23 protein-coding genes are annotated in these 21,790 nt (G+C 59.2%); 11 read left to right on the forward strand and 12 right to left on the reverse strand.

Annotated elements, in window-relative coordinates; all coding sequences use genetic code 11:
• The first annotated feature begins 3 nt into the window (after positions 1-3).
• The 3 genes from FHX09_RS10965 to FHX09_RS10975 all read left to right on the forward strand — a co-directional run bounded on the left by FHX09_RS10965 (position 4) and on the right by FHX09_RS10975 (position 1,263).
• Positions 4-732 carry an SIS domain-containing protein gene (locus FHX09_RS10965; protein ID WP_007794676.1) on the forward strand — a complete coding sequence of 243 codons (729 nt, stop codon included), beginning with the start codon at positions 4-6 and terminating at the stop codon, positions 730-732.
• A 142-nt stretch (positions 733-874) separates the two neighbouring features.
• The gene (locus FHX09_RS10970; RefSeq protein ID WP_007794679.1) at positions 875-1,021 is read left to right on the forward strand and encodes a hypothetical protein; all 147 of its coding nucleotides are present in this window, start codon (positions 875-877) and stop codon (positions 1,019-1,021) included.
• An 89-nt stretch (positions 1,022-1,110) separates the two neighbouring features.
• Positions 1,111-1,263, forward strand: coding sequence for a hypothetical protein (locus tag FHX09_RS10975; protein WP_165933042.1), 153 nt, complete (start codon positions 1,111-1,113; stop codon positions 1,261-1,263).
• On the opposite strand, the gene FHX09_RS10980 is transcribed toward FHX09_RS10975, so the two are convergent.
• Complete coding sequence (locus FHX09_RS10980; RefSeq protein WP_007794687.1) at positions 1,260-1,985, reverse strand: beta-ketoacyl-ACP reductase; 726 nt, start codon at positions 1,983-1,985, stop codon at positions 1,260-1,262. The genes FHX09_RS10975 and FHX09_RS10980 overlap by 4 nt on opposite strands.
• A 68-nt stretch (positions 1,986-2,053) precedes the next feature.
• On the reverse strand, positions 2,054-3,235 hold the full coding sequence (locus FHX09_RS10985; protein ID WP_132588661.1) for an acetyl-CoA C-acetyltransferase: 1,182 nt from the start codon (positions 3,233-3,235) through the stop codon (positions 2,054-2,056).
• Between the two features lie 235 nt (positions 3,236-3,470).
• Here FHX09_RS10985 and phaR point away from each other — a divergent pair, with 235 nt between their 5' ends.
• Positions 3,471-4,043, forward strand: a complete 573-nt coding sequence (gene phaR / locus FHX09_RS10990) for a polyhydroxyalkanoate synthesis repressor PhaR (protein WP_132588662.1) — start codon at positions 3,471-3,473, stop codon at positions 4,041-4,043.
• Positions 4,044-4,046: 3 nt separating this feature from the next.
• On the opposite strand, the gene FHX09_RS10995 is transcribed toward phaR, so the two are convergent.
• The 4 genes from FHX09_RS10995 to mtgA all read right to left on the reverse strand — a co-directional run bounded on the left by FHX09_RS10995 (position 4,047) and on the right by mtgA (position 6,590).
• Complete coding sequence (locus FHX09_RS10995) at positions 4,047-4,451, reverse strand: hypothetical protein (protein WP_007794698.1); 405 nt, start codon at positions 4,449-4,451, stop codon at positions 4,047-4,049.
• Positions 4,452-4,599: 148 nt separating this feature from the next.
• Positions 4,600-4,785, reverse strand: a complete 186-nt coding sequence (gene rpmF / locus FHX09_RS11000; protein ID WP_003543812.1) for a 50S ribosomal protein L32 — start codon at positions 4,783-4,785, stop codon at positions 4,600-4,602.
• A 156-nt stretch (positions 4,786-4,941) separates the two neighbouring features.
• Entirely contained in the window at positions 4,942-5,589 is a 648-nt protein-coding gene (locus FHX09_RS11005) for a glutathione S-transferase family protein (protein ID WP_184449938.1), read from the reverse strand.
• Positions 5,590-5,843: 254 nt separating this feature from the next.
• A complete protein-coding gene (mtgA, locus tag FHX09_RS11010; protein ID WP_183719796.1) occupies positions 5,844-6,590 on the reverse strand; it encodes a monofunctional biosynthetic peptidoglycan transglycosylase in 747 nt (248 codons plus the stop codon).
• A gap of 135 nt (positions 6,591-6,725) precedes the next feature.
• Here mtgA and FHX09_RS11015 point away from each other — a divergent pair, with 135 nt between their 5' ends.
• Both FHX09_RS11015 and FHX09_RS11020 read left to right on the forward strand, forming a co-directional pair.
• Positions 6,726-7,640: a polyprenyl synthetase family protein gene (locus FHX09_RS11015; RefSeq protein WP_132588666.1), complete on the forward strand. Its 915-nt coding sequence runs from the start codon at positions 6,726-6,728 to the stop codon at positions 7,638-7,640.
• A 118-nt stretch (positions 7,641-7,758) separates the two neighbouring features.
• The gene (locus FHX09_RS11020) at positions 7,759-8,397 is read left to right on the forward strand and encodes a LysE family translocator (protein WP_183719794.1); all 639 of its coding nucleotides are present in this window, start codon (positions 7,759-7,761) and stop codon (positions 8,395-8,397) included.
• 14 nt (positions 8,398-8,411) lie between these two features.
• On the opposite strand, the gene ispG is transcribed toward FHX09_RS11020, so the two are convergent.
• The 3 genes from ispG to FHX09_RS11035 all read right to left on the reverse strand — a co-directional run bounded on the left by ispG (position 8,412) and on the right by FHX09_RS11035 (position 11,789).
• A complete protein-coding gene (ispG, locus tag FHX09_RS11025; RefSeq protein ID WP_132588668.1) occupies positions 8,412-9,662 on the reverse strand; it encodes a flavodoxin-dependent (E)-4-hydroxy-3-methylbut-2-enyl-diphosphate synthase in 1,251 nt (416 codons plus the stop codon).
• 98 nt (positions 9,663-9,760) lie between these two features.
• Entirely contained in the window at positions 9,761-10,954 is a 1,194-nt protein-coding gene (locus tag FHX09_RS11030; protein ID WP_132588669.1) for an MFS transporter, read from the reverse strand.
• A 52-nt stretch (positions 10,955-11,006) separates the two neighbouring features.
• Positions 11,007-11,789, reverse strand: a complete 783-nt coding sequence (locus FHX09_RS11035; protein ID WP_184449940.1) for a DeoR/GlpR family DNA-binding transcription regulator — start codon at positions 11,787-11,789, stop codon at positions 11,007-11,009.
• A 246-nt stretch (positions 11,790-12,035) separates the two neighbouring features.
• On the opposite strand from FHX09_RS11035, the gene FHX09_RS11040 reads away from it, so the two are divergent.
• From FHX09_RS11040 to FHX09_RS11055, 4 genes are all read left to right on the forward strand, one after another.
• The gene (locus FHX09_RS11040; protein WP_007794728.1) at positions 12,036-12,809 is read left to right on the forward strand and encodes an amino acid ABC transporter substrate-binding protein; all 774 of its coding nucleotides are present in this window, start codon (positions 12,036-12,038) and stop codon (positions 12,807-12,809) included.
• Positions 12,810-12,839: 30 nt separating this feature from the next.
• Positions 12,840-13,163 carry a hypothetical protein gene (locus tag FHX09_RS11045; RefSeq protein ID WP_184449942.1) on the forward strand — a complete coding sequence of 108 codons (324 nt, stop codon included), beginning with the start codon at positions 12,840-12,842 and terminating at the stop codon, positions 13,161-13,163.
• Positions 13,164-13,271: 108 nt separating this feature from the next.
• Entirely contained in the window at positions 13,272-13,952 is a 681-nt protein-coding gene (locus FHX09_RS11050; RefSeq protein WP_037083034.1) for an amino acid ABC transporter permease, read from the forward strand.
• Positions 13,949-14,710, forward strand: coding sequence for an amino acid ABC transporter ATP-binding protein (locus FHX09_RS11055; protein ID WP_007794738.1), 762 nt, complete (start codon positions 13,949-13,951; stop codon positions 14,708-14,710). The genes FHX09_RS11050 and FHX09_RS11055 overlap by 4 nt, the downstream gene beginning before the upstream one ends.
• Before the next feature lie 21 nt (positions 14,711-14,731).
• Here the strand turns inward: FHX09_RS11055 and FHX09_RS11060 are convergent, their stop codons facing one another.
• The 3 genes from FHX09_RS11060 to FHX09_RS11070 all read right to left on the reverse strand — a co-directional run bounded on the left by FHX09_RS11060 (position 14,732) and on the right by FHX09_RS11070 (position 19,679).
• Complete coding sequence (locus FHX09_RS11060) at positions 14,732-15,292, reverse strand: NAD(P)H-dependent oxidoreductase (RefSeq protein ID WP_132588671.1); 561 nt, start codon at positions 15,290-15,292, stop codon at positions 14,732-14,734.
• A gap of 66 nt (positions 15,293-15,358) precedes the next feature.
• Positions 15,359-18,823 (reverse strand): pyruvate carboxylase, encoded by a 3,465-nt coding sequence (gene pyc, locus FHX09_RS11065; protein WP_132588672.1) that lies wholly within the window; start codon positions 18,821-18,823, stop codon positions 15,359-15,361.
• A 115-nt stretch (positions 18,824-18,938) separates the two neighbouring features.
• On the reverse strand, positions 18,939-19,679 hold the full coding sequence (locus tag FHX09_RS11070) for a LuxR family transcriptional regulator (protein WP_132588673.1): 741 nt from the start codon (positions 19,677-19,679) through the stop codon (positions 18,939-18,941).
• Between the two features lie 325 nt (positions 19,680-20,004).
• On the opposite strand from FHX09_RS11070, the gene FHX09_RS11075 reads away from it, so the two are divergent.
• Positions 20,005-21,768 carry a glucan ABC transporter ATP-binding protein/ permease gene (locus tag FHX09_RS11075; RefSeq protein WP_007794748.1) on the forward strand — a complete coding sequence of 588 codons (1,764 nt, stop codon included), beginning with the start codon at positions 20,005-20,007 and terminating at the stop codon, positions 21,766-21,768.
• Positions 21,769-21,790 lie beyond the last annotated feature (22 nt).

Below are 21,790 nucleotides of genomic sequence, written 5' to 3' on the forward strand. Positions count from 1 at the left end.
GTGATGACAGCGATCACCGATGCTTACTTCTCCAATCTGATTGGCCGACTCGAGACTTTGAAGACGGAGCTTGCCGAACCCATGGCTTTGGCGGCCAATGCGATCCTAGAAGCCGCACGCAATGACAAGCGGGTCTATGTGTTCGGCACCGGACACTCGCACATGCTGGCCGAAGAGGTGCACTATCGGGCAGGTGGCCTCGCTTTCACCGTTCCGGTTCTCGTTGGCTCCGCGATGCTGCACGAGGGCGCGGTGATCAGCTCCGTCTATGAGCGGACAGAAGGATTGGTGCGGCCGGTGCTGGAGCGCTATGGCATGCAGCCGGGCGATGTCATCATCATCGCGTCGAACTCCGGCGTGAATGCAGCGCCGATCGAAGCCGCCGATTATGGCCGCGAGATCGGTGCCAAAGTGATCGCGATCACATCGGTCTCCTATTCGAGTGCGGTTGCCAACGGCCGACGTCGCCTTGCGGACATCGCCGACATCGTGTTGGACAACGGTCTTCCTCCCGGCGATGCGGTGATCGGGCTCCCAGGTACGGAGCTGAAAGTCGGTCCGGTTTCGACCGCTATCGGTGCAACCGTCCTCAACGCCATCTTCGCTGACGTCGCTTTGGAGCTGTCGAAAGGCGGCGACGCGCCGATTTATCTCAGTGCCAACATGCCTGGCGCTGCCGCGGTGAACCAGCGGCTGGTGACGAAATATCGGCCGCGTAATCCCCATCTTTGAGCGCGCGCGATGCCCGATTGTCAACGCCACGCTGACAGTCGGTCGCCAAAGTCCAATCTACCGGACCGTGAAGGTGAGGCGCATATTTCTTTCAAGAACAGCGGCGAGGCGATGTCCCGCCGGCTCGGAAAGGAACGGTCCCATGACCCAGATCATCTTGAATTCAGCGGTCGCCATCCTGATTGCGGCGGCCTTCGTAACGACGGCCACCGCCGCTCTTCGCGGCGAAGACCGCGCAATGCAGAAAGTGCCGGTCAGCGCTAAAGCAAAGCGCCACCCAAAGGGCTGAAAGACAGCCAAATAATTCCTCAAATCGGCCCCAATATCGACACCGGGTTGAACGACCAATGCGTCATGGGGAATCCGGAGTGCAGGGCAATGACGAGAATTATTGGTGCAGCCGCAATACTGACCATCGCCATGGCGGCCTATGCGGCATACTTGAATCCATACGATACGCGCAGCCAGCAAGGCCGCTATTCGCAGCAGATCGAGAGCCACGATAACGGCCTTACGGCGTCCATCCGCTAAACAAACAACTGACCGCCATTGGCGCTTAGCGTCGATCCGGTGATGAAACCTGCGTCGTCGGAAACCAGGAAGACGACGCAGCGCGCAACCTCCTCCGGCTCACCGAGACGGCCAACCGGAATCTGCGGAATGATCCGCTCGTTCAGCACTTTCTCCGGCACGGCAAGGACCATTTCCGTACCGATATAGCCTGGGCATATCGCGTTCACGGTGATGTTCTTGGCAGCACCTTCTTGCGCAAGTGCCTTGGTGAAGCCGAGGTCTCCGGCCTTGGCAGCCGAATAGTTCGCCTGCCCCATCTGGCCCTTTTGGCCGTTGATCGAAGAGATGTTGACGATCCGCCCGTAGCTTCTATCGCGCATGCCCCCCCAGACCTGGTGCGTCATGTTGAAGAGGCCGGTGAGGTTGGTATTGACGACCTCGTGCCACTGCTGCTGCGTCATCTTGTGGAACATCGCGTCTCGCGTGATGCCAGCATTGTTGACAAGGACATCGATCGGACCCAGTTCGGCCTCGACCTTCGCGATGCCCTCGCCGCATGATGCGTAGTCGGAAACATCCCATTTGAAGACGGGAATGCCTGTAGCGCCATGAAAGGCATTCGCCTTTTCGTCGTTGCCCGCGTAGTTGGCGGCAACCGTATAGCCCGCATTCTTCAGCGCGACGGAAATCGCGGCGCCAATACCGCGGGTACCACCAGTGACAACAGCCACCCTGCTCATGTTCCGCTCCCTTGTTTGAAGGCCCCGCTATGCTGCGGGGCTCAGGTTATGGTTGGATTGCCTGCTATTCAAAGAGTTTCAAAGCACATCGCAACGCCCATGCCGCCACCGATGCACAGCGTCGCCAGCCCCTTCTTGGCGCCACGGCGCTTCATCTCGAAAAGGAGCGTGTTGAGCACCCGCGCGCCGGACGCGCCGATCGGATGGCCGATCGCAATCGCACCACCGTTGACGTTGACAATCGAAGGATCCCAGCCGAGGTCCTTGTTGACGGCACAGGCCTGCGCGGCAAAGGCTTCGTTCGCTTCGACGAGATCGAGATCGCCGACGGACCAGCCGGCCTTCTCCAGCGCCTTGCGCGATGCCGGGATCGGGCCCGTTCCCATGACCTGCGGATCAACGCCCGCCGTCGCCCAGGAGACAATGCGGACGAGCGGCTGAATACCACGACGAGAGGCTTCAGCTTCGGTCATCAGCACGGCCGCGGCGGCGCCATCGTTCAAGCCGGAGGCATTCGCTGCGGTAACCGTGCCGTCCTTGTCGAAGGCAGGACGCAATTTGGCCATCGAGTCCAACGTCGCGCCGTGACGGATGTATTCGTCGGCATCGACCGTCACGTCGCCCTTTCGTGTCTGGATGACGAAGGGAATGATCTCATCGGCGAAACGTCCAGCCTTCTGCGCGGCTTCCGCCTTGTTCTGCGATGCGACCGCGAATCGGTCCTGCTCCTCGCGGGAGAGCTGCCACTGACGCGCAATGTTTTCGGCGGTAATGCCCATGTGGTAGCCATAGAAAGCGTCTGTCAGGCCGTCCTTGATCATGGTGTCGACCATTTTCATGTCGCCCATTTTGACGCCGCCGCGCAGATGTGCAGCGTGCGGCGCCATCGACATCGACTCCTGACCGCCCGCGACGATGATCTTTGCGTCACCGAGCGCAATCTGCTGCATGCCAAGCGCCACGGCGCGAAGACCCGAACCGCAGAGCTGATTGACGCCCCACGCGGTCGCCTCCTTGGGGACGCCCGCCTTCATGGCCGCCTGCCGGGCCGGGTTCTGGCCTTCGCCGGCCGGCAGAACCTGGCCGAGAATGACTTCATCGACTTCACCGGCCTCGACGCCTGCACGCTCCAGCGCGCCCTTGACCGCAGCCGCGCCCAGTTCATGGGCCGGAACGGTGGCGAAGGCGCCGTTAAATGAGCCAACGGCAGTGCGGCCTGCACTAGCGATGACGATGGATGAACCCGACATGACGATCTCCTCGTTAACTCCACCAGATTAGAGGAAACTGACAAAGCTTCAACGCCGAGTCAAACGACAAGACTCTACCATTCAATTTTAGGGATTGCTTACGCTGGGGCAAATTATCTCTGCCGTAAAAGGGGTTGCCGCATCGCACAAAGAGATTGTCACTGGGCTTCGTTTGCGTCTACATTCCTCGATGGAGGAATTTCCATAACAATCAGACGGGCTTCGGGAGACTGATATGGCGAAGAATGACGGGCAGATCGTAATCAAGAAATACGCCAATCGCCGCCTCTACAATACAGGCACCAGCACTTATGTGACGTTGGAAGACCTGGCGGAGATGGTGAAGAAGGGTGAGGATTTTACGGTCCAGGATGCAAAGAGCGGCGACGACATTACCCACTCGGTACTGACGCAAATCATTTTCGAACAGGAATCCAAGACGGGCAACACGCTGCTGCCGATCTCGTTCCTCCGCCAGCTGATTACCTACTACGGCGACCAGATGCAGATGGTCGTTCCGAGCTTCCTGGAACATTCCATGCGCGCCTTTACTGAACAGCAGGCACAGATGCGCGAGCAGGTGACGCGCGCTTTCGGCGAAACGCCGATCGGCAAAAACCTGCAACTGCCGATGCAAATGGTCGAAGACCAGGTCCGTCGCAACACCGAGATGTTCCAGCAAGCCATGCAGATGTTTTCGCCATTCATGACGCCACCGGCCAAGGAAAGCCGCAAGGCGGAAGCAAAGGACATCGATGAGCTGAAGGAACAGCTGCGCGCACTTCAGAGCAAACTCGACAATCTCTAAGCTTCAGAGCCCGATCGAAACATCGCGCCCGGCGGTGCGAATAGATACGGCAAAGCCGCCAATCACATCGATCAACGCAATCGTCATCAGGATGAAGAAAACCTGGGTGGCCGCATCCTGGACGAGAAGAAACTCGACCAGGAAGGCTATGAAGACGAGCATCGACAGCATGTGATTGGTTAGGCTACCGTCATTGCGCGTCGCCTTTAGTATCTCGAAGAACAGGACCGCAAGCGCGACGACGATAAAGAGGTCGCCGAGCGCCATGCTCCACATAGCTCCCGAAATCATCGATAAAACGATGACGTCGTTCTGCAGCGAGGGAAGCCCACCACTGCCCATAAAGCCCAGCATCGACATATTGTAAAGAATGAATGGAATAATCATCAGTGGCACGGCATTGAACATATGGCACAGCTCCCCCTCAGCCGGAGAATAGTGCCGTAAACAGCCGCATCACTTCAAGATATCATAAGAATGTATTTGCCGCGGGAAAAAGCAAAAGGCCGGCACTGGGCCGACCTCGCAAGTCCTACTCAGGCAAAACGTAAGTGTATTATGCGCTTTCCTTCGGCGTCAGAACCTGACGGCCGCGATACATACCGGTCTTCAGATCGATATGGTGCGGACGACGCAGTTCGCCGGAGTTCTTGTCTTCAACGTAGGTCGGAGCCTTCAGTGCGTCTGCAGAGCGGCGCATACCGCGCTTGGACGGGCTCGTTTTTCTCTTCGGTACAGCCATTTCTCTTACTCCACTTCACGGGCAAACACATCCAACGGCCAGACTGGCGGCCGAAACGACGTATCGCGATTTCGGAAATTTTGCGCGCTTATACATGCCTTGAGGGGGCTTGACCAGTCCCCAAGATTATTTTTTGGAATTCTGGCGATTCAAGAGTCAGACCTCGTCCTCCTCGACAATCCAGGGCTCGGACCGCGCTGCCTCTTCCCACTTCATCCAGGCCGGATGCGCCTTGACGGCGGCGATATAGCTCAGAGTGTCGCTGGCAGAAACTAGGTCGTAGACATCGAAGCGGCTGACAACAGGTGCGAACATGGCATCGGCGCCCGAAAAAGCGCCGAAAAGGAACGGCCCACTCGAATGAGCGCGCAAGTCACGCCAAATCGTCTCGATGCGGGCGACGTCGGCCATGACGCCGTCGGCGAGCGCAATCTTGCCCTTCGGCCGCCGGATATTCATCGGGCAAGCGCCGCGCAAGGCCCCGAAACCCGACAGCATCTCCATGGAAACGGCTCGCGCCACGGCTCGCTTGTCACGCTGCTTTGGCCAGATTCCGGCTTCCGGAAAAAGTTCGGCAACATACTCGATGATCGCCAACGACTGCCAGACACGAACGTCGCCGTGCTGGAGCACCGGCACCTGACCCGTTGGCGAGAACTCCTTGAAGTGCGGATTGCCCGCCGCGAAATCGAAGGGGACAAGCAGTTCCTCGAACGGAATACCCGCGGCCGTCATGGCGATCCACGGCCGAAGCGACCACGACGAATAGTTCTTGTTGCCGATATAGAGCGTCAGCCTGTCCAAGAGGGTCTCCCTTTTACGCTTCGGGCGCGAACACAAGCCGCTCCTCGAAATGGTTCATATCGTCGAAAGTGCAGAAGGCGGGCGGCCTCAACGTGGTGGAGTACGGTTATGGGTCGCGGAATAGGTGAGAAGCGCGGGCGAAAAGGCAGAAATCATCGCTGGCAGTCCAGTCGTTGGTGGCGGGGATTTCCGTCCATACTTTTAAAGCACGAATGCCAGATGACACTCATGAACACCAACGACTTATTCCAATATCAATCATAAATGCATCTGATGTAATCGCCCGAACCGCGCGCGCGCCGCTCGATGAGACTGGCAAGTCGTCGCAGCCCCCGCCCGGGCTTGCCGGCATTACGATCGAAGGGGTTGGGAAGCGACACGGCGAGTAGGGCGGCTTGCCGGCTGGTCAGCTTCGATGCCGGTACCTTGAAATGGTGACGTGCCGCAGCCTCGATGCCATAGATGCCCGGCCCCCATTCTGCAATGTTGAGGTAGATCTCCATCAGGCGCCGCTTTGACCAGATAAAGTCTGCCGTCACAGCCAATGGCAGTTCCAGCGCCTTGCGAACGAACGAACGGCTATTCCATAGAAACAGGTTCTTGACGGTCTGCATCGGAATCGTACTGCCGCCACGCGTGGAGTGACCGCTTAGCGTATCCTCCAGGAGCATACGCATCTCATCCCAATCGACGCCGCCATGGAAACAGTACTGCCCGTCTTCGGACATCATCACCGACTGAACAAGAACCGGCGAGATATTGTCGATTGAGACCCATTGCCGGTCATAGCCGCGCAGCAACACCAGATCACGGAGCATGAGCGTGGAAACGGGATGAATGAAGGGCAGCAGGTAAAGGACGATCAGGACATACGGAAGGATAACGAGCCCCGCCAGCGCGAGAACGATGCGCATGATCACCGGACGACCCTTAAGCCAAAGAAACGCGTGCCTGTAAAACGGCACGGTCATGCTTTCCTCTCTCTCCGGCGTTATGTCCAAATTCCCCGACCCGGTCTCTTGCCCTTCTCCTCCATAGCGTTTGCGACCTGGCATTGCCAGAGACAAAGGAAATCTTCGCCGCACCATCGACAATTCCGTTGCAAGCGGAAGCCGGCTCATGCCAAACAGCGCGCCATGGACGCAAGCTCTGAAACATTCGAAGCCAGATTGACCGCCACGGCGCGAGAGGTCGAGGCTGTACTCGATATTCTACTGTCGCCGTCCGTACTGAACGACGAAATCGCCCGGCCGGAACGGCTGCGTTCGGCCATGCACTATGCCGTCCTGAACGGCGGCAAGCGGCTGCGACCCTTCCTTGTCGTCGAAACGGCATCGTTGCTCGGCGGCGACAGGAACGCGGCACTGAGGGTGGGAGCGGCACTCGAATGCGCGCACTGTTATTCGCTCGTCCACGACGATCTGCCGGCAATGGACGACGACGACCTGCGCCGAGGCAAGCCGACCGTGCACATCGCCTATGATGAAGCGACCGCCATCCTCGCCGGTGACAGCCTGCTGACCTATGCCTTTGACATCATCGCCGCACCCGAAACGAAATTACCTGACGCGGCCAAGGTGGCTTTGACGCTGGCACTAGCGCGCGCTGCAGGCATTGGAGGCATGGCCGGCGGCCAGGCTCTCGACCTTGCCGCCGAGAAGCAGGCGCCAGACGAGCAGAGCATCGTCACGCTGCAGGCCATGAAGACGGGCGCACTCATCCGCTACGCCTGCGAAGCCGGCGCTGTCGTCGCCGGTGCTTCCCCAGAGGATCGCGCGCGATTGCGTCAGTTCGGCGAGAGGATCGGTCTCGCCTTCCAGCTCGCCGACGACATTCTCGATCTCACCTCCGATGCCGCCACCATGGGCAAGGCGACGGGCAAGGACGCTGGCCGCGGCAAAGGCACGTTGGTGGCAATGCACGGCATGGCATGGGCGGAAGCCAAGCTTGCCGAGCAGGTGCGTGAGGCACAAGCACTGCTGGCTCCCTATTCCGAGCGCAGCATCATTCTCGCGGAAGCGGCTGGCTTCATTGCCGGACGCAAGAGCTGAAAAAGCGTCACCGGGACAATATTTCCGCCAACACACGAGACACAATCTCTTGTCGATCGCCGCGAACCGCGCCTAAGAAATAGGGCCAATATTCAACCGGCCGAGTAAGAGACGCAAGATGCATGAGATCCTGACCTATCTACCGCAGATCCTGCCTGCCTACGTCGCTTATTTGATCGCCGTCATCAGCCCCGGCCCGGCAATCATGGCAATCGTGTCGACCTCTATGACGCATGGCCGAAAGGCGGGCATGACCATCTCGCTCGGCATCTTCGCCGGCTCGTTCACCTGGGCCTGCGCTGCCGCACTCGGCCTTGCAACCATCCTCCAGACCTACGCCATGGCGCTGGAGATCCTGAAGATCTTCGGCGGCCTCTATCTGCTCTACCTCGCCTACAGGGCCTTCAAGGCTGTTCGCGCCAACGATGAACTGCCGCAGACTGTCGTGCAAAAGCGCCTTACGACACCCGCCCTATTGCTGCGTGGCTACGGCATTCACGTCACCAACCCGAAAGCGATCTTCGCGTGGCTGGCGATCATCGCGCTCGGAATGCCGCAGGGCGCCCCGGCATCTGTCGCCGGCCTGATTATCGGCATTTGCATGACAACGGGATTCATCACCTTCATGGGCTATGCAGTGCTCTTCTCGACACCGCACGCGCTGAAGATCTATCGGAGCCTGCGACTCTGGATCGAAGGTGCCATGGCAGCCTTTTACTGCTTTGCAGGTTTAAAGCTTTTGACCAGCCGAATCTGACCCAGCGCCGCGGACTACTCCGCGGCCGTCTTCTGCCCGAACCGCTTTTCGATGTAGTCGATAACAAGCGCCTCGAAGTCTGAAGCGATGTTCGGACCGCGCAGCGTCAACGCCTTCTGGCCATCGATAAAGATGGGCGCTGCTGGCGTTTCGCCGGTGCCTGGCAACGAAATGCCGATGTCGGCGTGCTTGCTTTCACCAGGCCCGTTGACGATGCAGCCCATGACCGCAACGTTCAGAGCTTCGACGCCCGGATATTTTTCGCGCCAGACCGGCATGTTTTTGCGAATGTCGTTCTGGATGTTCTGCGCCAGTTCCTGGAAGACGGTCGAGGTTGTGCGGCCGCAGCCGGGACAAGCGGCCACGACAGGGATAAACTGGCGGAAGCCCATCACCTGCAGCAGTTCCTGGGCGACCTGCACTTCGCGCGTCCGGTCACCATTCGGCTCCGGCGTCAGCGACACGCGGATGGTGTCGCCGATCCCCTGTTGCAGGACATAGCCCATGGCAGCCGACGAGGCGACGATCCCTTTGCTGCCCATCCCGGCTTCGGTAAGACCGAGGTGCAAAGCATGGTCAGAGCGCTCGGAGAGCATCGAATAGACGGCGATCAGATCCTGTACCTGGCTAACCTTGGCCGACAGGATGATCCGGTTGCGCGACAGGCCGATCTCTTCGGCCAGATTGGCCGAAATCAAAGCGGACTGCACGATCGCTTCGCGAGTCACCTGGCGCGCCGAAAGCGGCGAGCCAGCCGCGGCGTTCTGATCCATCAGCGCCGTCAGCAACTCTTGATCCAGCGAACCCCAATTCACTCCGATGCGTACCGGCTTGTCGTAGCGGATCGCCATCTCGATGATATCACCGAACTGCTTGTCCTTCTTGTCCTTGAAGCCGACGTTGCCCGGGTTGATGCGGTATTTCGCCAACGCCTCGGCACAAGCCGGATGATCGGCAAGAAGCTTGTGGCCAATATAGTGAAAATCACCGACCAGCGGCACGTCCATGCCAAGGCGCAACAGCCTCTCGCGAATCTTCGGAACCGCAGCTGCACTTTCGTCGCGGTCTACGGTGATACGGACGATCTCCGAGCCCGCCTTGAAGAGAGCCGCCACCTGGGCAACCGTTGAGTCGATATCCGCCGTGTCGGTGTTTGTCATCGACTGGACGACAACTGGCGCGCCACCGCCCACGATGACGCCGCCAACATCGACGGCGACGGATGCGCGGCGCGGTTTCGGATCAAAATCTGCAGCAGAAGACATATAGAGTTCTTGAACCCCTAAAATTCGTGTCTTTCAGGTGGATCATGCCTGCTTTGTTGTCAACCCGCCCCGCGCATCACTTTTGTTTGGAGCTGGGCTCAGTGACCGCCGCCTGAAATACCATCGGCATAGCGCGCCAGGTTCGAGAACAATAGCACGACGACAAGCAACACAGGTAGCGCCATGAAGACCACACTAAAGCCGATGTGCTCGGCGACGAAGCCGATCGCAGACGGCGCAACCAGCATGCCGGAATAGCCCATTGTGGTGACGACCGACAGGCCGATACCAGCCCTCAGGCCCGGAACATTGCCGGCAGCCGAAAAGGCGATCGGAACCATGTTTGAAATCCCGATCCCACAGAAGGCGAAGCCGAGGATCGCAATTTCCGCGTTGGGAGCAAAGGCCGCGAGGAGCATGCCTGATATGGCAAACAGCGTGCAGATCCGAAGCGTCGTCACACCGCCGAGCCGGTCACGAACAAGATCGCCGCCAAACCGCATGATCGCCATGGTGAGGGAGAAGGCCGCAAAGCCGAAGCCGGAGACGGCGACCGATGCGCCCAGTTCCTGACGCAGATAAAGCGCGCCCCAATCCAGCACGGCGCCCTCCGGAACCATGGAAAAAAGTGCCATGAGACCGAGCAGCCAGGGCAGCGGCGTGAGCGGCAGTCGCAGCTTTTCCTTCTTTTCGTCGGGGTGTGGTTGATCGGTGAGGATCATCGTCCACGCGATTGCAAGGAAGATCACAGCCAGCACGGTTGCGATCTGCGCATGCCAAAGTACGCCGAATTCGGCAATCAGCAAGCCGCCGAGACCTGCACCGATCAACCCCCCCAGGCTCCAGAAGGCATGGCACGAAGACATGATGGCGCGCCGCATCGATTGCTCGACGGCTACCGCGTTCGCATTCATGGCAACGTCCATCGCGCCGATAAAACCACCGAATAGAAAGATCGAGATTGCCCCGGTCAAGACGTTCGGCGAGAGCGTCAGCGCAAGCAGGGAAGGCAACAGGCAGACCGCAGCAACCTGCGCCACACGCTTCGAGCCGTAGCGTGCGATCTGCGTTCCTGCGATCGGCATCAGCATTAGCGAACCGACGCCGAAAACCAGGATCATCAGTCCGAGTTCGAACTTGCTGAGTTGCAGGCGTTCGGCGAAATCCGGAATCTTCGGCGCCCAGCAGCCGACCAGAAAGCCGTTCATCAGGAACAGCAACGAGACTGCCACCCTGCCTCTGGTCACGAAGCCGCTTCTGGCGATCGTTGTCACATTCACTTGACTGTCCATGTCTCTTCCCAATATGCCTCGGCGACGGAACCGGTCCGCGCCCGATTTTGAACTATGTTCTCGCCGTCTCGCGAGCCACGATCGTCTTGCAGCCGCGTTCGCGATATTGCGCCAGCATGGCTGGATCGGCGTTGCTTTCGACCACCAGACACGCGCAATGCGCCACAGCGAGAACGCCATGCGGCGCAGCGGTGGCAAATTTTTCTGAGGTCACCGCAACGAGGACCTTCCTGCTCCGCGATGCCGCAAAACGCTTGAACTCGGCATCCTCGAACCCGAAGGTCGTAACGCCTGCTGCCAGATCGATGCCGCAGGCGCCGAGCACGCAGAGATCGGGGGACAGCGACTCCATGTCCCGCATGGCCTTCGCACCAAGCGTTCCACCAACCTGCCGATCGAGCAGACCGCCGATAAGGATGACATTGACCAAAGGTTTTTCGAGCAGCGCGGCAGCGATCGCCGGCGCGTTCGTGGCCGCAGTCAGCGCCATGTCGGCAGGTAGCGCCGCAGCGATGGCAAGATTCGTGCTGCCGGCATCGAAGAAGACTGTCGATCCGGGCGCTATCTGCGAAACGGCAGCAAGTGCCAATGCCTGCTTGCGATCCCGCGCAACCCCCATGCGGTGGTTGAGGCTGGTGCTGGCGGGTGAAACCGGCAACGCACCGCCGTAAACGCGCTCGCAAAGGCCTGCAGCTGCCATCTCGCGAAGATCCCGACGCACGGTATCCTCGGACACGCCGAACTCCTCCGCCAGTTCGGCGGCAAGGACACGACCGTTGATCTGCAGCTTCCGCGAAATGGCGCTTTGCCGCTCCTGCATGAGAAGTTCGTTCATGTTCGTGCCGGTTTCGTCGATCTCGTCATTAATCAGGCAAGAACATGCATAAGCAAATGCAATTACGCACACAAGGGCGCGCGCCATACACGTTTCGTCACGCTACGAAACAACGCCCACCGAAATCGTGAGAAATGAGAAAAATATTCGCACCTGCCGATTTTCTTTGCAGTTTTCTACGCTTCTTCTCAAATGCTTTTCTGCGATTTTCCGTGCATCGATTACATCTGGTGAACTGGAAAAGACATGAACCTCCTAAAGACCATCGCCGCCGCCGCACTGATACAGGCCGCCGCGCTCCTTCCTGCCATCGCCGGCGACAACCTCGCGGCCATCAAATCATCAGGTGTCTTGAAGATCGGCACCGAAGGAACCTATGCTCCGTTCACCTTTCATGACACGAGCGGCAAGCTGGTCGGCTTCGACGTGGAGATCGGCGAAGCGGTTGCCGCCAAGCTTGGCGTCAAGGCGGAATTCGTCGAAGGCAAATGGGACGGCCTGATCGCCGGTCTCGATGCGAAGCGCTACGACACAGTCATCAACCAAGTCGGCATCACCGAGGCGCGCAAGCAGAAGTATGACTTCTCCGAACCCTACATCGCGTCGAAGGCAGTCCTGATCGTTCGCGATGGCGACGACAGCATCAAGGGTTTTGCAGACCTCAAGGGCAAGAAGTCGGCTCAGTCGCTGACCAGCAACTTCGGTAAGCTCGCCCAGGAGGCCGGCGCCGAACTCGTCGGCACCGACGGCTTCGACCAGTCGATCCAGCTGGTGCTGACCAAGCGCGCGGACGCAACAGTCAACGACAGCCTTTCCTTCCTCGACTTCAAGAAGCACAAGCCGGAAGCTCCGGTGAAGATCGTGGCAGAGCAGGAAAATGCCGATTATTCCGGCATCATCATCCGCAAAGGCGAGCCGGAACTGCTGGAGGCGATCAACAAGGCACTGGACGACGTCAAGGCCGACGGCACCTACAAGAAGATTTCCGACAAGTACTTCGGCCAGGACGTTTCGAAGTAAGCTGAAAGCCATCAAATAGGGGCGGCACTTTTGTCGTCCCTGTTTTTACGCCGTCGGATCGACGTGATCATGCTGGCTGCGGTCAAGATTTATGTGCTGCCTCATCATGCGATCAATCCTTTTCCGCTGCCGGATCTCGGACCGGATGGCCAGGATAAGCGCTCCGACGACGATGAGCAGAACGGCGCGGAAAACCCAAAGGGCGCCGGTAGGACCAAGGAGAGCGACTATCAGGCGGCCGTTTCTCCCGCCGTCGACATCGCCGACAAGGATCAGGCCCGCAACCACCGCTGCAAGGGCGGCATACAATCCGAAAATCAAGCGATCTCTTCTCATAGTGGTGAGAGAATGTAACCGCGGGATGAAAAAAGCGCTACGCGGTCTGCTCTTGCAGGAAGTAGCCTGCGAAGGGTATCTCCCAAAGCACGCAACGATCGCGTCACTAGAACAGAAAGAACACCCGTGCCGCACTGGTTTCAACTGATGGCGGAGTCGCTTGGTCCGCTCCTCTGGGCCGGCCTGATCTTCACGATCCCGCTGACGCTCCTGTCATTCACATTCGGTCTCATCCTTGGATTGCTCACGGCAATCGCGCGGCTTTTCGCACCTGCGCCGATCGTCGCCATCGCCCGGTTCTATGTCTGGGTGATCAGGGGCACACCACTTCTGGTACAGCTCTTCGTCATCTTTTACGGCTTGCCGAGCGTCGGCATCCTGCTCGACGCGTTTCCGGCGGCGCTGATCGGCTTCACCCTCAACATCGGTGCCTACAGCTCCGAGATCATTCGCGCCGTTATCTCCTCCGTGCCGAAGGGGCAGTGGGAAGCGGCCTATTCGATTGGCATGAGCTGGCGTCAGGCAATGAGCCGCACGATCCTGCCGCAGGCTGGGCGTGTTGCGGTGCCGCCGCTCTCCAACACATTCATTTCGCTGGTGAAGGACACCTCGCTTGCCGCCGCCATTACGGTGCCCGAGCTGTTCCAGGCGGCGCAGCGCATCGTCGCAACCACTTACGAGCCGCTGATCCTCTACATCGAGGCCGCATTGATATACCTTGCTTTGAGCTCCGTCCTATCCGCGCTGCAAGTCCGCCTCGAGCGTCGCTTCGCGCGCTACGGCGGTATGCTGGAGGCAAACGCATGATCGAGCTTTCGCATATCGAAAAGCGCTTCGGCGACGCCGTCATTCTGAAAGACATCAGCATCCGCATTCCCGAAGGCAGCGTTACGGCGCTCGTCGGTCCGTCAGGTGGCGGCAAGAGTACGCTGCTGCGCTGCATCAACCTGCTGGAGATCCCGACAGCAGGCATGATCCGCCTCGGCGACGAGAAGCTGAGCTTTGCGCCAGGACAGAAGACCGGCTGGCAGGCGATCCAGAAGATCCGCCGGCAGACCGGCATGGTATTCCAGAACTTCCAGCTCTTTCCACATCAGACAGCCATCGAGAACGTGATGGAAGGCCTTGTCACCGTCCTGAGGTGGCCGAAAGAAAGGGCACGGGAGCGGGCAATGGAACTGCTGACGAAGGTCGGCATGGCGCACAAAGCCGACGCCTGGCCTTCGACGCTATCGGGTGGCCAGCAGCAGCGCGTCGCAATCGCCCGCGCGCTCGCCCCGTCTCCACGCGTTCTTCTCTGCGATGAACCAACCTCGGCGCTCGACCCAGAACTTTCCGCCGAAGTCGTCGATGTTCTCGGTCGTCTCGCCAGCGAGGGCACGACAATGGTGATGGCGACGCATGACTTGCGCCTCGCCTCCAAGATCGCCAATGACGTCGTCTTCCTCGAGGCCGGCAGCGTGGTAGAGACAGGAAGCGCAAGGAACATCTTTACGGCGCCTGAGCGCGAGCGCACCAAGCGCTTCATCTCGACGATCAATGCCGCCCACACCTACGACATTTAGGCACGGGCGGCGGTTAGAGCTTTAGACCGCGCGCGCCGCCTTCAGCGCTTTGCCCCACCAGACAAGCTGGTCGAGCTGGTTCTTAGCGGCCTCGACGAGGTGCGCGTAGTCGTTCAGACTCCTTCCGTTCTTGGCAACGGAGAGATATTCCGGGAAAGAAATGTGAACGCCTGTCTTCACGGAAACGGCGCTCATTTCGACGAAGATCAACCGCAACTGCTCGACCGCACGCGCGCCACCGACACCGCCGTAGCCGACGAAGGCAACCGGTTTATGGACGAAATGACCGAGATCGATCGCATTCTTGAGAACGGCCGTCGGCGCATGGTTGTACTCGGCGGCCGTGAAAATGTAGCCGTCGAACTCGAGCAGCTTCTTCTTCCAGCGCTCCGCCGTTTCATTCTGAGATTCAGTTGCGCTTGCCTGTCCGAGGAAGGACATCGGGTAGTCCAAGAGATCGAGAACTTCGACCTCCAATTCGGGGCGGCTTGCGGCTATCTGAGCAATCCACTTGGCAGGATGATCCGCAAAACGGCCAATTCGCGTGCTTCCGATGATGACGGCAATCTTGAGCTTACTCATATCAATCCTCTCACGAAAAATATAAGAGCGGCCCGAAGGCCGCCCTTTTTATCGTTCGAATGTCCGTCAGCCAGCATAGCTGACTAGCAGGTCCTTGGCATCGATCTGGTCGCCCGCCTTGACGAGCACTTCCGCAATCGCACCGTCTTTTTCGGCATGGATTGCCGTTTCCATCTTCATGGCCTCGATGGAAACAAGCACGTCGCCGGCATTGATCGCCTGGCCCGGCGAAATGAAGACGCGGGAAATGACGCCAGGCATCGGCGCGCCGACATGCGCGGCATTGCCCGGCTCCGCCTTGCGGCGAGCGGCAGCACCGGTCGCACCATGCGCGCGATCCGGAACCTTGATGCGGCGCGGCTGGCCGTTGAGCTCGAAGAACACCGTGACCATACCCTGGCTGTCCGTTCCGCTCATCGCCTGATTGACGATGACGAGCGTCTTGCCCTTCTCGATGTCGGCAAACAGCTCCTCGCCGTCGGCAAGGCCGTAGAAATAGGCCTGCGTCGGCAGCACGGAGACCGGGCCGTAGGTGTCGGAGGCCAGCGCAAAATCGGTGAAGACCTTCGGATACATCAAATAGGAAGCGAATTCGAAGTCGCTGACCTCACGCTCCAACTTGGTCTCGATAACTTTGCGCTCAGCATCGAGATCGGCGTCGGCAAGCAGCGAACCCGGACGCACGGTATAGGGCGCGTCGCCCTTCAGTGCCTTCTTCTGCAGCGCTTCCGGCCAGCCGGACGGCGGCTGTCCGAGATCCCCCTTCAGCATCGAGACAACCGATTCCGGAAAGGAGACTTCCTTGTCGGCGCTAACGACGTCAGCAACTGTCAGGTCTTGGCTGACCATCATCAGCGCCATGTCGCCGACGACCTTGGAGGACGGCGTCACCTTGACGATGTCGCCGAACATCTGGTTGGCGTCGGCATAGGCCTGCGCCACCGAATGCCAACGGGTTTCGAGGCCGAGCGAGCGGGCCTGCTCCTTGAGATTGGTGAACTGGCCACCGGGCATTTCGTGCAGGTAGACTTCCGATGCCGGTCCCTTGAGGTCGCTTTCGAAGGCCGCATACTGATGACGCACCGCTTCCCAATAGAAGGAGATGCGGCGGATCCATTCGGGATCGAGACCGGGATCGCGTTCGGAGCCACGCAGCGCCTCGACGATCGAGCCAAGGCACGGCTGCGAGGTATTGCCGGACAGCGCATCCATCGCCGCATCGACGGCGTCGACGCCAGCATCAACGGCAGCAAGAACCGTTGCCGCTGCAATGCCTGAGGTGTCGTGCGTGTGGAAATGGATCGGAAGGCTGGTCGCGTCACGCAGCGCCTTGAACAGGACTTTGGCGGCAGCCGGCTTCAGAAGGCCGGCCATGTCCTTGACCGCGATGATATGCGCGCCGGCCTTTTCGAGTTCAACGGCGAGGTCCGTGTAGTACTTGAGATCGTACTTCGGGCGGGCCGAATTCAGGATATCGCCGGTGTAGCAGATCGCCGCTTCACAGAGTTTGCTCTCTTCGGCGATCGCATCCATCGAGACACGCATGTTCTCGACCCAGTTCAGGCAGTCGAAGACGCGGAAGAGATCGATACCACCAGCAGCCGCTTGCCGGACGAAGTATTTGACGACGTTGTCAGGATAATTCTTGTAGCCGACGCCGTTTGCGCCGCGCAGCAGCATCTGCAAAAGCAGGTTGGGTGCGGCTTCGCGCACGAGCGACAGACGCTCCCACGGATCTTCCGTCAGGAAGCGCATCGAGACGTCGAAGGTCGCACCACCCCAGCACTCGAGCGACAAGAGGTTCGGCAAGGCGTGCGCATAAGTGCCGGCGATACGGGCGATGTCATAGGTGCGCATACGTGTCGCAAGCAGCGACTGATGGCCGTCGCGCATTGTCGTATCGGTCATCAGGATGCGCTTTTCATTGCGCATCCACTCGCCGAACTTCTTCGGACCGAGCTTGTCGAGAAGCTGCTTGGTGCCGTCGGGAACGCCGTTGCCATTGGTGTAGGGCACGATCGGTTCTGCGATACCTGCCGATGGCTTCGGCCGATCCTTGGCTTCGGGATGACCATTGACCGTGACATCCGCGAGGTAGGTCAGAAGCTTGGTTGCGCGGTCCTGTCGCTTGACCTGCTGGAAGAGTTCCGGCGTCGAGTCGATGAAGCGCGTGGTGTAGCTGTTATCCCTGAACTTCGGATGCGTGATGATCGCTTCCAGGAAGGTCAGGTTGGTGGCCACGCCGCGGATACGGAATTCGCGCAGCGCGCGGTCCATGCGGGAAATCGCTTCCGAAGGATTCGGTGCCCAGGCCGTGACCTTGACCAGCAGCGGATCGTAGTAACGGGTGATGATCGCGCCGGAATAGGAGGTGCCGCCATCCAGGCGGATGCCGAAGCCGGATGCCGAGCGATAGGCGGTAATACGGCCGTAATCCGGGATGAAGTTGTGCTCCGGATCCTCGGTGGTGATACGGCACTGCAGGGCGTGGCCGTTGAGGCGAATGTCTTTCTGCTCGGGCACACCCGATTCCGGCGTGCCGATCGCAAAGCCGTCGAGGATATGGATCTGTGCCTTGACGATGTCGATGCCCGTGACGACTTCGGTGACGGTGTGCTCGACCTGAATGCGCGGATTGACTTCGATGAAGTAGAATTTGCCGGTATCAGCATCCATCAGATACTCGACCGTGCCGGCGCCGATATAATTGGTGGCGCCAGCGATCTTCAGCGAATAGGCCGCCAGTTCCTGGCGCTGCGCCTCGCTCAGATAAGGGGCCGGCGCACGCTCGACAACCTTCTGGTTGCGGCGCTGGATCGAGCAGTCGCGCTCGAAAAGGTGAACGACGTTGCCATGCGTATCGCCAAGGATCTGGCTTTCGACGTGGCGGGCACGCTCGACGAGCTTTTCCAGATAGACCTCGTCCTTGCCGAAAGCGGCCATCGCCTCGCGCTTGGCTTCCGTCACCTCGCGCGCCAGGTCGGCTTCCGAGCGAATGACGCGCATGCCGCGCCCGCCACCGCCCCACGAGGCCTTCAGCATCACAGGGTAGCCGATCGCTGCCGCCATGCGGGCGACTTCGGCCATATCGTCGGGCAGCGGCTCGGTTGCCGGCACCACAGGCACGCCGACCGAGATTGCCAGATTGCGCGCCGCGACCTTGTTGCCGAGCTGGCGCATGGTATCGGCCGTCGGGCCGATGAAGGTGATGCCGGCCTTGTTGCAGGCATCGACGAATTCCGGGCTTTCCGACAGGAGGCCATAGCCCGGATGGATCGCATCGGCACCGGAAAGCTTGGCGACGCGGATCACCTCATCGATCGACAGATAGCTCTCGATCGGCCCGAGATCGCGGGCAAGATGGGGCCCACGGCCGACCTGATAGCTCTCGTCGGCCTTGAACCTGTGCAGCGCCAGTTTGTCTTCTTCCGCCCATATCGCGACCGTTTTTATCCCGAGCTCGTTGGCCGCGCGAAACACGCGGATGGCAATTTCCGAACGGTTGGCAACAAGTATCTTGGAAATGGGCAATGCTGTCTCCTCACGGCATCGAAACGGGCAATGCTGCACCCGCGAAGAGAAGTCTTAACGCGCTGTCACGGAAAGTTCAATTTCCAGAACCGCCGGAAATAGAATTTCTCTAGGACTAGGTGATGAGGCCATGCCGGAAGGCGACAGCGACTGCATGCTGTCTGTTTTTTGCTTTCAACTTGTCTTGCAGGCCGTTCATGTACCAGTCGACGGTGTGGTTCGAAATCTTGAGACGCTTGCCGATCTCCACGGAGGTCATGCCTTCGGCAAGATACTGAAGTATTTCCATCTCTCGGCGCGTCAAGCGCGTGTCGACGCCGGAAACTTCTTCAAGTGCCGGAGCCTCCCCCTTGAGATCAAGGAGCCGCCAGAAAGCCTTTCGAGCGACGGCGCCAAAAAGCGAGATCTCGACAGGAGAAAGATCCACGGGCGTTCCGCCTACGCTCATGTTACCGAGGATGCCGTTTCGGCCATGGATAGGGAAAATGTAGCCGTCCCTCAGGCCATGGCTATGGGCGTCGGCCATCATTTGCTCCATGCGCCGGTGATGCGGATCCTTGCGGAAAGCCGTCAAGCTGTCCTTCCAACGAAACGGTCTTTGCGCATGTGCGAGATAGCGCACCGTCGGGTCGGTCAGAACGTATTTCTTCGAAAGATAGATTTGTGCCCACTTCTCTGGCCAATGGCCGGCAAACATAAGGCTGACTGGATCTTCAGTCGCTCTGAGATGCCGCATAAGGCCATAATACTGGAAACCATAAGAGTGAACGACGTGCTCGAGCTCCGCGATGACGCCTTCCGCCTTCCGGCATTCCTCTAGAACAACAAGCAATTGAATTAACGAATGAATATTCACCAAAACGTCCCCACCCAATTGGGCTTCACATTGAATAGTAACAGCCAATAGGCCATGCCCCGATGGCGGGGCGCCTTTCGATGCAATCAAACATCAATCTAGAATATGTATTATCGTGTGCCAGCGCAGTCGTTCAACGCAAGCGAAAATTGCGAAATTTTCAAACCGCCCCAAAAAATTTCAGACCCAGGCATTTGCATGCGCTTCGGGACCCAAAGAATCTTCCTTGCGAAAGCCCCCTGAACGCTTCGTTAATCGCCGGTTCAGATATCTTTCTGTAGCGTCGCAGCATCCACTATTTCGCAGATGCACAAGAGGTATCGCTGTGTCGCTATTCAAGGTCTATGCAAGAGCTTTGCGCTATCTTGGCGCCTACAAGCTCCGCGTATCCCTGGTCGTTATCGCGAATATCGTGCTTGCCGCGATCACAATCGCCGAACCCATTTTGTTCGGCCGCATCATCGATGCGATCTCGGGCAAGGGCGAAGTTAAACCCATCCTTTTCATGTGGGCCGGTTTTGCCGTCTTCAACACCATAGCCTTTGTTCTGGTCGCGCGTGAGGCCGACCGGCTGGCTCATGGCCGGCGCGCCACGCTGCTGACGGAAGCGTTCGGCCGTATCATCTCGATGCCGCTGTCCTGGCATCATCAGCGCGGCACGTCGAATGCGCTGCATACGCTGCTGCGCGCATGCGAAACGCTCTTCGGCCTTTGGCTCGAGTTCATGCGCAACCACCTGTCAACAGCCGTGGCGATCGCACTTCTGATCCCGACCGCAATGTCGATGGACCTGCGTCTTTCGGGCGTACTGGTCGTGCTCGGCGTAGCCTACTGGCTGATCGGTCGTCTCGTCATGAGCCGTACCAAGGATGGCCAGGCATCAGTCGAGAACCACTACCACACAGTATTTTCGCACGTCAGTGACTCGATCAGCAACGTGTCGGTCCTGCACAGCTACAACCGCATCGAGGCCGAAACCAAGGCGTTGAAGTCCTTTGCCGACCGCCTGCTGCAGGCTCAGTTTCCGGTTCTCGACTGGTGGGCTCTGGCCGGCGCAATGAACCGCATGGCATCCACCATCGCCATGATGGTCATCCTGGTGATCGGTACGCTGATGGTCCAGTCCGGCGAGCTCCGTATCGGTGACGTCATTGCCTTCATCGGCTTTGCGAACCTGCTGATCTCGCGTCTCGACCAGATGCGTCAGTTCGCAACGCAGATCTTCGAGGCTCGCTCAAAACTTGAGGACTTCTACTCGCTCGAAGACTCGGTCCGCGAACGCGAAGAGCCGGCCGGCAATGCCGATATCGCCGACGTGAAGGGTGAAGTTGAATTCCGCAACGTGTCGTTCCGCTTCGGCAACACCGCGCAGGGCCTGCATAATGTGTCTTTCACCGCCAAGGCTGGCCAGACGGTTGCGATCGTCGGCCCTACCGGCTCGGGCAAGACCACGATGATCAACCTACTGCAACGCGTCTATGACCCGGACAGCGGCCAGATCCTGGTCGATGGTCACGATACGACGAAGATCACCCGCAAGTCGCTTCGCCGCTATATCGCAACTGTGTTCCAGGATGCCGGCCTGCTCAACCGCTCGATCAGCGACAACATTCGCCTCGGCCGCGAGGGCGCTTCGGATGAAGACATGCGCCGTGCCGCAGAAGCTGCTGCCGCAGCCGACTTCATCGAGACACGCGAAAATCAGTACGACACCCATGTCGGCGAGCGCGGCAACAAGCTCTCGGGCGGCGAACGTCAGCGTGTGGCGATCGCCCGCGCCATCCTCAAGGATGCGCCGATCCTGGTGCTGGACGAAGCGACGAGCGCGCTTGACGTCGAAACGGAAAACCGCGTGAAGGCCGCAATCGACAACCTGCGCCAAAACCGCACGACCTTCATTATCGCGCACCGTCTTTCGACGGTTCGTGAAGCAGACAAGGTCCTGTTCCTGGATAGCGGCCGTGTCGTCGAAGAAGGCAGCTTCGAAGAACTCAGCCAGAGCAACGGCCGCTTCGCTGCATTGCTCCGTGCGAGCGGCATCCTGACGGATGAGGAAGTTCGCAAGGCACACACGACAGAGGCGGCCTGATCGGAAACAGGTGCATCGATCG

This window comes from Rhizobium sp. BK538, assembly GCF_014197575.1.
GTDB lineage: Bacteria > Pseudomonadota > Alphaproteobacteria > Rhizobiales > Rhizobiaceae > Rhizobium.